Origin of the sequence: Pseudomonas sp. PAMC 26793 (assembly GCF_000313235.1) — a bacterium.
GTDB classification, from domain to species: Bacteria; Pseudomonadota; Gammaproteobacteria; order Pseudomonadales; family Pseudomonadaceae; genus Aquipseudomonas; species Aquipseudomonas yamanorum.
This window is the reverse complement of the sequence record NZ_AMXG01000046.1, coordinates 32,915-46,209: the sequence shown is the minus strand read 5'-3', so window position 1 is coordinate 46,209 and position 13,295 is coordinate 32,915. Positions and strand designations below refer to the sequence as shown.

The following is a 13,295-nucleotide window of genomic DNA, read 5'->3' as shown; positions in this document are numbered from 1 at the left end:
GATCTGACAGTAGGCAGTTGCTGTGATGGGGTATTGAATCAGTGTGGTTCGCTATTTCTTCGGCGATAGCGGCTCACTCCTTTGAGAAGAGACCCGATCATGTCCAGGATCACTCCAGTTGAAGATTTGCTGCCGGTGCCGGTAGTCAAATTTGCCACCTCCAATAACACGTTGTATCCGCTGAATGCCGAGAACGGTACACAGGTGACCATTACCTTTGATGATATGCAGGAGAGTATGCCTATAACGCTATATTGGGCACTGAAGGATGAACAGAACGAGCCGCTGGCACAGTTTGAGACTTCCGGCAGCGACAGTGGCAGTTCCGAGGTAGATATTGATCCAGCATTGATTGGCCGCTGTATTGGCAAGACTGTGATGATCTGGTACGAGAGCCCAGTGGGTGAATCACATGTCCTTGACCTCACGATTGAATACCTCAGGCCCGAGGATCTGCCGGCTCCGGTATTTGTCGATGCAGTGGAACATGACGGCGGGCGTTGGCTGGACTTACGCAAGTTTCGCGGCGATGCACGGATCGAGCTTAAGGCTCCACCCTTTCTTAACGAAGGGCAGCGGTTGTGGATTCTGGCCGTTGGCAATGAGCACCTTGTGGGGCATTTTCGATTTCAGTGGGTGTTTGACGGGCATATTGTAAGGGCCGAAGAGAGTGCTCCCGGCTTTGTTTTCCGGCCACTGATACGTCGTGAATGGCTATTGGGTTGTGAGGACTGGTCTTCTGTCACCTTGAACGTTGCCATTACTTACGACGGCGCGTCAGGAACCGCGCCTGATGATCCACAAGTATCGCTGTTGCCGGCAAACGCGCATGAACTGCGCCGTACCACTGAGAACCTGCGGCTGGGAGAGTCGGAAGTGCCTGGCTATGATGACGTGACAGATTTTAAAGATTATGACTGGGGCGGTTGGGAAAAAGGCGAGGGCGCTGCTGACCCAAGGGACTTGGTTATCGTCAACGAAGATGATCATTGGTACTTGTACAACTACACGCACACGGAACGATCTGCCGGGGTCATCTTGAAGAAGTCTTTTTCCGGGCTTGCGCCTGGTGTGACCTACCAGTTCGGCATGGATGTTTTGCGAACCAATAGTTCATTTACAACGCCCAGGTTATCGGTACTCGTCAATGGCCATGTTTGTATCGAACCCACCAACATAACGACCCGGCAATGGGCGTGGATGGGTGGAACATTTATTGCCGGCGGTACGGAAGCTGAGGTGGAGATCATCAGCCATATAGCCACTGGTATGGGTAACGATTATGCGTTGAGCAAGTTGCGCTTACAGGAAACCTAGATGAATGTCAGCTTCTTGAGTTTATGAAAAAGCCCGAGTACCTCGGGCTTTTTTATCTCCGAAACGAACGTTAGGCGGTGCTTATTTCGGCCCGAGAATCTTCACCAACTTATCCGGCGACGGCGCCCCTTGCTGTTGCTGCAACCCACCCTTGTCATCCAGATAGAAAATCGCCGGCGTCGCCGACAACTCCAGCTCATCCATCAGCTTCATGTTCGAATCAAGCTTGGCCTGGATATCCGCCGGGATCTTCTCCAGCGCCTGCAGCTTGCTGCCTTTACCGGCCGACTCATGGGCTTCCAGCGCCTGCTGGGGATCCTTGGCGGCAAACAGCGCCGCCGACTTGCCCGGGCTGTCCTCACGAATAATCCCCACCATGATATGCCGTAGCTGCACCTTGCCCGACTTCACCCATGGCCGCGCCTGTTCCCAGAACATATTGCAGTACGGGCAGTTCGGATCACTGAACAAATAGACGATGCGCGGCGCATCCTTGTTGCCGTCCTGGATCCAGTTGCTGTGTTCCATCTTGGCCCACACCTCCTTGGCCATTGGCGCATACACCAGCTTTTCCAGGGGCGCGGTGCTCAGGTCATTGCCGTCGGCGTCGTACAGGTTTCCGGCGATCACACTTTTACCATCGGCAGTCAGGTACAGCGCCATGCCACGGTTCTGGTATTGCGCCGCATAACCCGTGAGGCCGCTGGGGGCATCGAACTTGCCGATAATCTTGGCCCCCTTGGCTTCGATGTTCTTGATCGGCGCCGGCCAGTCTTCAGCCTGGACGAGGGTGGCAGCCAGTGTCAGGGGCAACAGGGTCAGCAGGTGGCGGAGGCGGAGCATGGCGAATTCCTTGTGGTAGCCGGCTGGGCCGGTTTAGCGGTGGTCGGCTCGAAGCGCTCCATGGCGCGGGCCAGGCTGGCCTGGGACAACTCGCCCAGGTGGCTGTTGATCAGGCGACCATCAGGTTGGTAGAAGAGGGTGGTGGGCAAGGCCATGGAGCCGACGGCCTGGCCCAGGCGGCCGCTGGCGTCGAACAGCACGTTGTCCAGGTTCAGGCCTTGGGTCGCCAGGTAGGTGGCGACGCTTTGCATGCTTTCGGCCTGGTTGACCAACAGGAAGGTCACGTCCGGACGTTGGCGCTGGGCACTTTCCAGTACCGGCATTTCGCGCCGGCACGGCGGGCACCAGGTGGCCCACAGATTGATCACCAGCGGGCCGCCCTTGTAGTCGGCCAGTTGCACGGTCTCGCCATTGGCGTTGCGCAGGGCGATGTCCGGCAGGTGCGTGCCTTTTTCGTAGAGGGTCAGGGACAGGCTGGTCAGGGCCCAGAACGCCAGGCCGGTGATCACGCCGGCGCTCAGGGGCTTGCGCAGCAGCGGGCGGCGCCAGCCGTAAATCAGGGCGCCGAGGATCAGCGCAATAACGCCGGGCCAGGCGAGAAAACCGCCGTCCCGCAGGTCGACGATCTGCAGCGGGTCATTCTGGTAATACGACCAATACATCAGCACGAAGCTCACGCGCGCGGCGAGCATGCCCAGCAGAAACAGGGTGAACAGCACCGACTCGGGGTTCTCGCCGCCGCGCTTTGCCACCCGCCAGCCCACCAGGGTGGCGAGGATCAACGCCGTGATCAGCAGCAAGTGATTCAGGGCGATGGCGAAGGTGCCGATGGTCAGTGTCAGCATCAGAGGGCTTCCCGGGCTTGGGTCCAGCGTTGCAGGAAGGCGGCGGCGTCGACTTCGCCGGTGATGCGCTGGGCGCGGCGCTCTTCACCATCAGGGCCGATCCAGACGAAGCTCGGCGGGCCGGGGACTTTGTAGCGGCCCAGCAGCTCGCGGCTGGCGGCGTTATCGGCGGTGACGTCGAGGCGCAGCAGGCGCACATCCTTGAGGGCGTCCATGACTTCGGGTTTGCCGAACACCTGTTTTTCCATGATCTTGCACGACACGCACCAGTCGGCGTAGTAGTCCACCAGCACCCATTGGCCCTGGGCCTTGGCACTGTCGAGCTGGCTTTGCAGCACGGCCGGGTCGTTGATGGTCATGAAGGCTTCATGGGCGCTGGGGGCACCGGCCACCCGCGAGCCGCTGTAGACCTTCAGCGGTTGCCACAGGTCGTCGCTGCCGCCGGCCGCGCCGATCACCAATACGCTGCCCCAGAGGCCGAGCACCAGCGAACCGGCACCGAACAGCATGGCGGTGCGCCCGAAGTCCTGGGCCAGGCGCCAGCCGCAATAGGCCATGACCAGCGCCAGCACACCCCACAAGCCGAGCCACAGGGTTTCACCGACCACCGGGCGAATCATCAGCACGGCGGTGGCGAGGAACAGGAAGCCGAAGATGCCCTTGAGGATGTTCATCCAGGTGCCAGGCTTGGGCAGGAAGCGGTTGCCCACGGTCACCAGCAGCAACAGCGGCACACCGATGCCGATACCCATGGCAAACAGGATCAAGCCGCCGTGCAGGGCGTTACCGCTTTGGGCGATGTAGAGCAGGGCGCCGGCCAGGGGCGCAGTCATGCACGGGCCCACCAGCAAGCCGGACAAGGCACCGAGCACGCCGGCACCCACCAGGCTGCCGCCGCTTTGGTTGCGGCTGACGTTGTCGAGGCGGTCCCGCAGGAAGGCCGGCAGTTGCAGTTCAAAGAAGCCGAACATCGGCAGGGCCAGGATCACGAATAACGCGGCGAAGCTGCCGAGGATCCACGGAGTTTGCAGCAGGGCAGCGAGGTTGCCGCCGAGCAGCGCCGCCAATACACCGAGGGCGGCATACACCAGCGCCATGCACACCACGTAGCTGGCGGCCAGGGCAAAGCCGCGCCGTGGGCTGGCGCCGCTGCCGACCACAAGGCCGGCGAGAATCGGCAGCATCGGCAAGGAACACGGGGCAAAGGCCAGCAGCAGGCCCAGGCCGAAGAACACCAGTAGGCTCCAGCCCAGGCTGCGCTGTTGCAGGCCGCTGGCCAGGCTTTGGTCCTGGGCCTGGCCGGTGGCGGCTACGGCGGGGTTGCCACCCAGGTCAACGGTGATTGATTGCGGTGGGTAGCACAGGCCGGCATCGGCGCAGCCTTGCCAGCCGAGCTTGATCTGTCCGGTGGCGCCAGCGGGAATCTTCACTTCCAGGCCCTGGCGATACACCTGCTGCTCACCGAAGAACTCGTCGCTGTGGGCTTCGCCTTGGGGCAGCGTCGGCTTTTCGGCCAGGCCATCGAATTTCATGCGCTGCTGGTACAGGTAATAACCGTCGGCAATCTGCCAATACAGCTGGGTTTCGCCGGAGGCCAGACGCTCGGAGGTAAAGGTGAAGGCTTTGCCCACCGGGAGGAAGTCGGGTTTGGTCTCGAATGGATTGTTGCCCGGCGCGGCCTGGGCGAATCCAGCAAACACTACCAGCAGAAAGATAAACAGATGCCGCATGATCAAGCCTTAGTTCGAAGCAAGTGGGACACACAATGTGTGGTGTTGATTAACCAATGATTAACCGGGCTATCCTAGACAGCAGGGATTATCCGGGTTTACGCGGGCTGGCGGCATAATGTGTGCTTAATCCACTCCCTTTTTAATCACCTTCACATTTTGCAAAGGGTTCACCATGCACGTACTGGTTTGTGAAGACGACGAACTGATCGCCAGCGGCATTGTTGCCGGGCTCAGCGCCCAGGGGCTGACCGTCGAGCGCGTCGGCACGGCTGCCGCTGCCCGGGCGATGCTCAAGGTGGCGGAGTTCGACGTGATGGTACTCGACCTCGGCCTGCCGGATGAAGACGGCTTGAAGCTGCTGCAGCAATTGCGCAGCCAGGGCCTGGAGATCCCGGTGCTGATTCTTACGGCACGGGATTCGGTGACCAACCGGGTGGATGGCCTGCAAGCCGGTGCCGACGATTACCTGCTGAAACCCTTCGACCTGCGAGAACTGGCCGCACGCCTGCACACCCTGTTGCGCCGGGTGGCCGGGCGCAGCGTTAACCTGATTGAACACGGGCGCCTGACCTACAACCCCAGCAGCCGCGAAACCCTGTTGGGCGGTGAGTCGGTAGACCTCTCTCGCCGCGAGCAGGCGCTGTTGCAGGCCCTGCTGCAAAACCGCGGCCGGGTACTCTCCAGCGAGCAGCTCAAGGACAGCGTCTATGGGCTTAACGACGAACTGGAAAGCAACGCCCTCAACGTGCACATCCACCACCTGCGGCGCAAACTCGGCAACGGCATCGTCGAAACCGTGCGCGGCCTGGGCTATCGCCTGGGCCCGGCTGACGGTGGAGAGGACGCTTCGTGATGAGCCTGCGCCTGCGGCTGACCTTCAAGCTCGGCGCGGCCTTTGTGCTGATCTGGGCCCTGGCTGCCGCGTGGATGCTCAACGACCTGCGCAACCAGATGATGTTCTCCCTCGACCAGCGCCTGGTGGCGTCGGCGCGCATGGTCGCCGGGCTGATGGAGCAGATGCCCGGCCTTTCCAGCACGGGTGAGGGCGCACATTTCAGCGCCGAACAATTGAATGTACCGGGCGGCATGGCGTGCCAGGTCAGCTCGTTGCGCGGGGTGGTGCTCGCCCGCAGCCATACCACCCCGGACCAGGGCCTGGAGTCGCGCAAAAGCGGCTTTCGCGACCAGATGATTGATGGCGTGGGCTGGCGCAGCTTTACCCTGTCCCGTGGCGACTTGTTTATCACCACCGCCGACCGGCAGGTGGAGCGTGAAGCCTTGAACCTCTCGATCCTGCTGGCCGCCTCGGTGCCGGTGGGTGTGGCGCTGCTGGGCTGCCTGTGCCTGCTTTGGCTGGGGATCGGCCAAAGCCTGTTGCCGCTCAACCGCATGCGTGACGCCTTGATGCGCCGCAGTGCCGACTCCCTCGAACCCTTGCAGATCAGCCCGCTGCCCAGCGAGCTTAAACCGCTGCTCGATACCCAGAACCAGCTGCTGCAGCGCATCGCCAAGACCATCGAACGCGAACGCCGCTTGACCGGCGACGCGGCTCACGAACTGCGCAGCCCGCTGACGGCGATCAAGACCCACCTGCAAGTGGCGCGCATGACCGAAGGCGCCGCCCGTGACCAGTCCCTGGCCCATGCCGAGGAGGGCGCCGACCGCTTGCATCGCACCCTCGAGCAGTTACTGCTGCTGGCGCGGGTTGAAGGCAGCCTGTCGTTTGATGACGGCCTGCAATCGAGTGCCGAGCAGGTCGCACAACTGGCGATCCAGGACGCCAATGGCGGCGATAATCAGCGCATTGACCTGATCCTGGCAGACGGTCTGTCCGAAAAGCCGGTGGAAATGCCGGTGGGCCTGGCCGTCGCCGCCTTGCGCAACCTGCTGGACAACGCCTTGCGCCACACCCCGCCTGATACCCGGGTGGAACTGAGTGTGTCCAGCGCTGGCGATAATGTGGTGTTCCGGGTGCGCGACCACGGCGCGCCGATCTCCAGCGAAGACTTGCAACACCTGACCCAGCGCTTCTGGCGCAACGGCAACAGCCCGGGATGCGGCCTGGGGCTGGCGATTGTCCAGGCAATCGTGCAGCGCTGCTCGTGCTCCTTGAAATTCGACAGCCAGGCGGACGGCATGCGCGTCGACCTGGGCATGCCGTTGCGTCGCTGAACTTTCTTTTCACGGCACAAATAGCTACCGCCAGCCTCAAGCGCAACGCTTCAGGATGGCGGTCATTTTTTTGTGTTTGAACGGGCTGAATGACTCAGCCTGTGTTGAAAAGGACAGCGCCTATGTTGGTCATCGATTCCACGTTTCCCGCAAAAGACTTTAATCAACGCAATGGCGAAGCCGTGCGCCAGGTGATTGTGCATTACACCGCAGCGCCCTTTGCCTCGTCATTGCGTACGCTGACCCGCGACGGTGTCAGTGCTCACTACCTGTTGGTTGACCCCCATGACGCCAGCTACCGCGCCGCCGGTTACGACGAACTGCGGGTGTTCCGCCTGGTGGACGAAGCGCAGCGTGCCTGGCATGCCGGTGCCAGCCACTGGGCCGGTCACGACAACCTCAATAGCCGCTCGATCGGGATTGAAATCGTCAATCAGGCCCGGGATGACGCCGGTGTGTTTACCTTTCCCGCGTATGGTCATGAACAGATCGACGTATTGATTGCCCTGATTCGCGACATTCAAAGGCGTTACCCGGCTATAGGTCCTACCGACATCCTCGGGCATTCGGACATTGCCTATTGGCGCAAGAGCGATCCCGGCCCTCGTTTGCCATGGCGTTGCCTGTACGAGGCGGGCGTGGGGGCCTGGTATGACGAAATGGCCAAGGTGGCCTATCTGCGCCGATTCAATATCGGCCTGCCGCTAGAGGTTGAAGTCGAACGGGCCTTTCAGCGCTACGGATATGCCCCGGCGAAAAACCGCCTGGGTTTTCAGCAGCGCGTCCGCGCGTTTCAGATGCATTTTCGCCCCGGTGACTACAGCGGGCGGCTGGATGCAGAGACCTGCGCAATCCTGTATGCGTTGAATGAAAAATACACCGGGGTTGCCGGGTAAATCCGCTAAAGCGGTTTTTAACGACCACAGGTGTAAATCCTCTCGTCGCTGATGCGTTTCCAGAACAGGAAATCCGTGCGTTGCCCTTGGGCCAGACGCCAACGGGTTGGCAGTTTGGTCACCATCATCAGCGTATTGAGGGATCTGGAAATGTCAGTCGCTACCAGCCGTATTGAAGAGACCCAAGCGGTCCCTGCGGAAACGCTCTACCAGTTTGACGAAACCCCGCTGCTGGCCCGCCAGCGCCAGCAGGAATCCAATGCCCGCAGCTATCCACGGCGCATTCCCCTGGCGCTCAAGCGCGCCCGCGGGATCTACGTCGAGGACGTTGAAGGCCGCAGCTTTATCGATTGCCTGGCCGGTGCAGGCACCCTGGCACTGGGGCACAACCACCCGGTGGTGATCGAGGCGATTCGCCAGGTGCTGAGCGATGAATTGCCGTTGCACACCCTGGACCTGACCACGCCGGTCAAAGACCAATTCGTGCAGGACCTGTTCGGCCTGCTACCGCCAGCGCTGGCGCGGGAAGCCAAGATCCAGTTCTGCGGCCCCACTGGTACAGACGCGGTGGAAGCCGCGCTGAAACTGGTGCGCACCGCCACCGGGCGCAGCACGGTGTTGTCGTTCCAGGGCGGTTATCACGGCATGAGCCAGGGCGCCCTGAGCCTGATGGGCAGCCTCGGGCCGAAAAAACCGCTGGGTGCCTTGCTCGGCAATGGCGTGCAATTTTTGCCGTTCCCTTATGACTATCGTTGCCCGTTCGGGCTGGGTGGGGCAGAAGGGGTGAAGGTCAACCTGCATTACCTGGAGAACCTGCTGAACGACCCCGAGGCCGGTGTATTGCTGCCGGCGGCGGTGATCGTGGAAGTGGTGCAGGGCGAGGGCGGCGTGATCCCGGCTGATCTCGACTGGCTGCGCGGCCTGCGCCGCATTACCGAACAAGCCGGTGTGGCGTTGATCGTTGACGAAATCCAGAGCGGCTTTGGCCGTACCGGCAAGATGTTTGCCTTCGAACACGCCGGTATCGTCCCGGACGTGGTGGTGCTGTCCAAGGCCATCGGCGGCAGCCTGCCACTGGCGGTGGTGGTGTATCGCGACTGGCTCGACACCTGGTTGCCGGGCGCCCATGCCGGGACCTTCCGAGGCAATCAGATGGCCATGGCCGCCGGGTCGGCAGTGATGCGCTACCTCAAGGACCACGACATTCCCGCCCACGCGGCCGCCATGGGCAAGCGCCTTGGTGAGCACCTGCGCATCCTGCAGCGGGACTTCCCGCAGTTGGGGGACATTCGTGGCCGTGGGCTGATGCTCGGCGTGGAGCTGGTGGATCCCGCAGGCGCCCCCGACACTCAGGGCCATCCGCCGGTGCATCGCCAACTGGCGCCATTGGTGCAGCGTGAATGCCTCAAGCGCGGGCTGATTCTCGAACTGGGTGGGAGACACGGCAGCGTCGTGCGTTTCCTGCCACCGCTGGTGATTACCGCCACAGAAATCGACCGTGTGGCCGAGATTTTTGGCCGCGCCTTGGCGGCAGCCGTCACCCGCCTCTAATTTTTTACCAGGCTGGCACGTTCCTTCTTACATTACACCGATGGAGAACCGTAATGACCTCAGTATTCGACCGCGAAGACATCCTGTTTCAGGTAGTGGTCAACCATGAAGAACAATATTCCATCTGGCCCGACTACAAGGCTGTGCCGGAAGGCTGGCGCACCGTGGGCAAGAGCGGGATGAAGAAAGAGTGCCTGGCCTACATCGAAGAGGTGTGGACCGACATGCGCCCGCTGAGCCTGCGCCAGAAGATGGACAGCCAGGCGTTGGCGGGCTGATCCAGGTCTCGGGCATCACATAAAACCCAATATGGGAGCGGGCTTGCTCGCGAAGGCGTCGTGTCAGTCACTGTTAAGTGTCGACTGTCACACCGCTTTCGCGAGCAAGCCCGCTCCCACATTTACTGTGTTTTGCCTGTGAGAGGCGCGTTATAGCGCCTTGATCACTTGGTCCACATTGCCTTCCAGCTCCGCCACCGGGTCGGCGCCATCGGTGCCCAGCACCAGCAACTTCGCCCCACCCGCCGTGACCGCCGCCTGCACCGCATCGCTTGGCTTGCGGTGATGCAGCACCACGGCCACCTCATTCTCCTTCAAGCCTTCGCTCAGTTGCTGCAACGCCTCGGGTGTCCACTCGGTATCGGCCCGTGCGTCGGTGCTGACCAGTTCCAGATTCAAGCCACTGACGAGGTAACCAAAGTGATCACTCAGGCTGGCCACCGTCAGGTTGTCGGCTTTGGCCAGTCGCGCCTCGCTGTCGGCGGTAAGCTTGAGCAGGCGTTGCTTCAGGCCGGCCAGGTTGGCTTCGATCTGCGGTTTGGCCTCGGGGGCCAGGCGACTCAGGTCGGTGGCCATCACATCGGCCATGCGCCCCATGTTGTTGCTGGCCTGCCATGGCTGGCTGTTCAGGCCGTCGGTGGCGCCCGGCTGCACGGCAATTCCCGGCAAACCACCGTCCACCGGGCGGGCGGCGTCGACTTCGACGATGCGGATGTTACTGCGCCGGGCCACCGGATACAGCGGGTCATCCGGCCACAACGAGCGCAGGCCGATGGCCGCGTCGGCGTCCAGAGCCAGGGTGTTCAATGCCTGTGCACCGCGCCCGGTGAAATAGGCGACTTGCCGTGAGCCGGGCAGGTTGGCCGGTGCCGCGCGTTCAAGCTGCACGTCGGTGCCTTTGAGCAACACCTGCGCCAAGCCATAGGTGATCGGCAAGGCGGCGAGGACTTTCACCGGCTTTGTCGCCTGGGCCTTGTTCAAGGCAGCATGGCCGATGCCTTGGTTGGCGGTGATCTGTAGCGGCTTGACACCGTCGGCAGCGAACGCCGGTGTGGCAATGGCCAGGGCCAGCAGCAGTGGTCGAAACATCGGGCGCATTATCCAAGATTCCCTTTCAGGCTGGGGACCGTGCCGCGAGCAATGGCGGCGAGGGCGAAGGCGATACCGGCGACCAGGATGATCGCGGCACCGGACGGAATCGGCAGGTCAAAGATGATTGGCAGCAGGATCCCGCACAGGGTGCTGACGGTGGCAATCACTACCGAGATCCAGAAGAAGCCCTTGAGCGACTGGCTCAACAGGCGTGCGGCGGCCGCCGGAATCACCAGCAACGCACCCACCAGGATCGCGCCGATGACCTTGACTGCCGCGACGGTGATCAGCGTCACCAGGATCACGAACAGATAGTCCAAGGTCTTCACCGCTACCCCGCGCACCGCCGCCAGTTGTGGGTTGAAGCTGGCGAGCATGATGCGGTTGTACAGCGGCAGGGCCAAAGCCATCACCAGTGAGCCGACAATCGCCAGCACCAGCAAGTCATTGCCATTCACCGTCAGCACTGAGCCGAACAGCACGTTTTCCAGGATGTGCACGTTGATCTTGCCCGCCAGAATCAGCAGCAGGCTCGCCCCCAGGGCCAGGGACACCGAGAGGAACACGCCGATCAAGGTATCCGGCGCCAGGCCGGTGCGGTTGCGCAAGTAGTTGAGCAGGATCCCGAACAACAGGCAGTAGCCGAACAGGCTGCCGTAAGGCCCGGTGTAGGGTTCCCCCAGCAGAATGCCCACGGCCACGCCGGTCAAGGCGGCATGGCCCACCGCTTCGGAAAAGAACGCAAAGCGCTTGACCACCACCAGGGTGCCCAAACCGCCCAGCACCGGGCCGATCAACAACCCGGCGAGCAGGGCGTTGACCACAAACCCATAGGCCAGCGCTTCGGGCAAATACCCGGAAGACGCCCAGCCCTGGACCATCAAGCGAAAGGCTTCGTAGTTCATAAGGCCGGGCTCCGTGGGTGGGTGGAGAACAGGGTCAGCAGGCGGTCCGGGGTCAGCGCCTCCTTGGGCGTGGCGTCGAACAGCACGCGGCGGTTCAGGCCGGTGACGCGGTCAGCCAGGCGGCCGACGGCTTCCAGGTCATGCTCGATCCACAGCACGGTAATCCCGTCCTGACGCCAGTCGTTCAGCAGGCGCTCGAACACCTGGATACCGGCTTCATCCAGCGCCGACATCGGTTCGTCCAGCACCAGCAATTGCGGCGCCGGGATCAAGCCCTGGGCCAGCAGCACCCGCTGGCGTTCACCGCCAGACAAGGCGCCCATGCGCCGTTTGCGCTTGTCCTGCATGCCGACCCGCTCCAGTGCGTCGCCAATCGCGGCAGCGTAGTGTTTGGACAACCCGAGAAACGCCGGACGCCGCTGGCACATCGCAGCCATGAAGTCGTCGACGGTCATCGGCAAGCCTCGGTCGAACTCCAGCGCCTGGGGCACATAGCCGATGGTGCCGGGTGCCTCCGGCCAGTGCAGGCTCAGCTGGCCCTGGTGCGGCGTTTGCCCCAGCAGGGTTTTGATCAGCGAGCTTTTTCCGCCGCCGTTGGGGCCCACCAGCGCATGGATGCTGCCGGGCCGGACCTGGAAACTGACTGCGTCGAGGATCACCGTGCGGCCCAGGGTCAGCGCCACGTTATTGAAGTCGAGGGTCGGGCCAACGCTGGCCACGCTCAAGTGTTCCGCCGTTGTCATGCCCCGGACTCCTGAATGGCCCGCACCACGGTATTGAGGTTGCCGGTCATTTCCACTTCGTATTTTTCCGCGCTGTAGTCGCCATAGGAGATGTGCGACAGCGGATACAGCTTCACCCCGGATTCACGCTGGATGGTATCGACGTAGCTGGACGGGAAGTCCATCTCCGAGAAGATCACTTTCACATCCAGTTCCCGCAGTTGGTCGATGGTTTTCTTTAACTGGCTGGGGCTCGGCTCGATGCCGTGGGCCGGTTCCACCACGGCGGTGACTTCCAGGCCGAACTCCCGCAGCAGGTAGTCATACGCCGCGTGCACCGTGGCCACCCGCAGGTCGGGGTTGGGCGCGCTGGTCAGTTTGGCCAGGGCGTCGGCGCGCATCTGGCGCAGGCGCTTGCCGTAGGCCCGGGCGTTCTGGGTGTAGGTCTTGGCGTTGTCCGGGTCGAGTTTGCCCAGTTCCCGGGCGATGTTATTCACCTGGGCAATCGAGGCGCTGATGGACAGGAAGGTGTGCGGGTTGACCACCTTGCCGGCACCGCGCGCGGCGTTGCCAGTGGCGGCCAGCAGCGGCACGTTGGCGTTGGCTTCGATCACCGGGATGTCCGGCCGCTCGCTGGTGGCGATCATGCGGTCGGCGAAATCGTCATGGCCGACGCCATTGAGCACGATCACGTCGAGAGTGCCGATGCGCTTGATGTCTTCGGCGCGAGGTTCGTAGGCATGGGGATTGAAGCCGGCCGGAATCAACGGCACGACTTCGGCTTTGTCCCCGACGATATTCGCCACGTAGCTGTAATAAGGATGCAGGGTGATGCCGATGCGCAGGCGTTTGGCAGGGTCGGCACTCGCGAATGGGGCCAGCAGCACGGTAATCAGGCCGACCAGCACCAGACGTAATAATGGAGATGAAATAGACATGGT

General features: G+C 62.1%; 13 protein-coding genes. 6 read left to right on the top strand and 7 right to left on the bottom strand.

Going from position 1 to position 13,295, the window contains the following annotated elements; genetic code table 11:
- Positions 1 to 99 precede the first annotated feature (99 nt).
- Positions 100 to 1,317: a hypothetical protein gene (locus D109_RS1000000132370; RefSeq protein ID WP_017479477.1), complete on the top strand. Its 1,218-nt coding sequence runs from the start codon at positions 100 to 102 to the stop codon at positions 1,315 to 1,317.
- Positions 1,318 to 1,398: 81 nt separating this feature from the next.
- Here the strand turns inward: D109_RS1000000132370 and dsbG are convergent, their stop codons facing one another.
- The 3 genes from dsbG to dsbD are packed head-to-tail and all read right to left on the bottom strand — an operon-like array spanning position 1,399 to position 4,735.
- A complete protein-coding gene (gene dsbG / locus D109_RS0126140; protein ID WP_017479476.1) occupies positions 1,399 to 2,160 on the bottom strand; it encodes a thiol:disulfide interchange protein DsbG in 762 nt (253 codons plus the stop codon).
- Complete coding sequence (locus D109_RS0126135) at positions 2,136 to 3,005, bottom strand: TlpA disulfide reductase family protein (protein WP_017479475.1); 870 nt, start codon at positions 3,003 to 3,005, stop codon at positions 2,136 to 2,138. Before D109_RS0126135 ends, dsbG begins: the two co-directional genes overlap by 25 nt.
- The gene (gene dsbD / locus D109_RS0126130) at positions 3,005 to 4,735 is read right to left on the bottom strand and encodes a protein-disulfide reductase DsbD (protein ID WP_017479474.1); all 1,731 of its coding nucleotides are present in this window, start codon (positions 4,733 to 4,735) and stop codon (positions 3,005 to 3,007) included. The genes D109_RS0126135 and dsbD overlap by 1 nt, the downstream gene beginning before the upstream one ends.
- Positions 4,736 to 4,910: 175 nt before the next feature.
- On the opposite strand from dsbD, the gene D109_RS0126125 reads away from it, so the two are divergent.
- The 5 genes from D109_RS0126125 (at position 4,911) to D109_RS0126105 (ending at position 9,635) form a co-directional block, all read left to right on the top strand.
- Positions 4,911 to 5,591 carry a response regulator gene (locus D109_RS0126125; RefSeq protein WP_003209011.1) on the top strand — a complete coding sequence of 227 codons (681 nt, stop codon included), beginning with the start codon at positions 4,911 to 4,913 and terminating at the stop codon, positions 5,589 to 5,591.
- Complete coding sequence (locus D109_RS0126120) at positions 5,591 to 6,910, top strand: ATP-binding protein (protein ID WP_017479473.1); 1,320 nt, start codon at positions 5,591 to 5,593, stop codon at positions 6,908 to 6,910. The genes D109_RS0126125 and D109_RS0126120 overlap by 1 nt, the downstream gene beginning before the upstream one ends.
- A gap of 122 nt (positions 6,911 to 7,032) precedes the next feature.
- Positions 7,033 to 7,806 carry an N-acetylmuramoyl-L-alanine amidase gene (locus D109_RS0126115; RefSeq protein ID WP_017479472.1) on the top strand — a complete coding sequence of 258 codons (774 nt, stop codon included), beginning with the start codon at positions 7,033 to 7,035 and terminating at the stop codon, positions 7,804 to 7,806.
- 150 nt (positions 7,807 to 7,956) lie between these two features.
- Positions 7,957 to 9,357 carry an aspartate aminotransferase family protein gene (locus D109_RS0126110; protein ID WP_017479471.1) on the top strand — a complete coding sequence of 467 codons (1,401 nt, stop codon included), beginning with the start codon at positions 7,957 to 7,959 and terminating at the stop codon, positions 9,355 to 9,357.
- A gap of 53 nt (positions 9,358 to 9,410) precedes the next feature.
- Positions 9,411 to 9,635 carry an MbtH family protein gene (locus tag D109_RS0126105; RefSeq protein ID WP_003209001.1) on the top strand — a complete coding sequence of 75 codons (225 nt, stop codon included), beginning with the start codon at positions 9,411 to 9,413 and terminating at the stop codon, positions 9,633 to 9,635.
- A 150-nt stretch (positions 9,636 to 9,785) separates the two neighbouring features.
- On the opposite strand, the gene D109_RS0126100 is transcribed toward D109_RS0126105, so the two are convergent.
- The 4 genes from D109_RS0126100 to D109_RS0126085 are packed head-to-tail and all read right to left on the bottom strand — an operon-like array spanning position 9,786 to position 13,292.
- Positions 9,786 to 10,733 carry a metal ABC transporter solute-binding protein, Zn/Mn family gene (locus tag D109_RS0126100; protein ID WP_017479470.1) on the bottom strand — a complete coding sequence of 316 codons (948 nt, stop codon included), beginning with the start codon at positions 10,731 to 10,733 and terminating at the stop codon, positions 9,786 to 9,788.
- Positions 10,733 to 11,632, bottom strand: a complete 900-nt coding sequence (locus tag D109_RS0126095) for a metal ABC transporter permease (protein WP_017479469.1) — start codon at positions 11,630 to 11,632, stop codon at positions 10,733 to 10,735. Before D109_RS0126095 ends, D109_RS0126100 begins: the two co-directional genes overlap by 1 nt.
- Positions 11,629 to 12,375, bottom strand: coding sequence for a metal ABC transporter ATP-binding protein (locus tag D109_RS0126090; RefSeq protein ID WP_017479468.1), 747 nt, complete (start codon positions 12,373 to 12,375; stop codon positions 11,629 to 11,631). The genes D109_RS0126095 and D109_RS0126090 overlap by 4 nt, the downstream gene beginning before the upstream one ends.
- Entirely contained in the window at positions 12,372 to 13,292 is a 921-nt protein-coding gene (locus D109_RS0126085) for a metal ABC transporter substrate-binding protein (RefSeq protein WP_023659272.1), read from the bottom strand. The genes D109_RS0126090 and D109_RS0126085 overlap by 4 nt, the downstream gene beginning before the upstream one ends.
- Positions 13,293 to 13,295 lie beyond the last annotated feature (3 nt).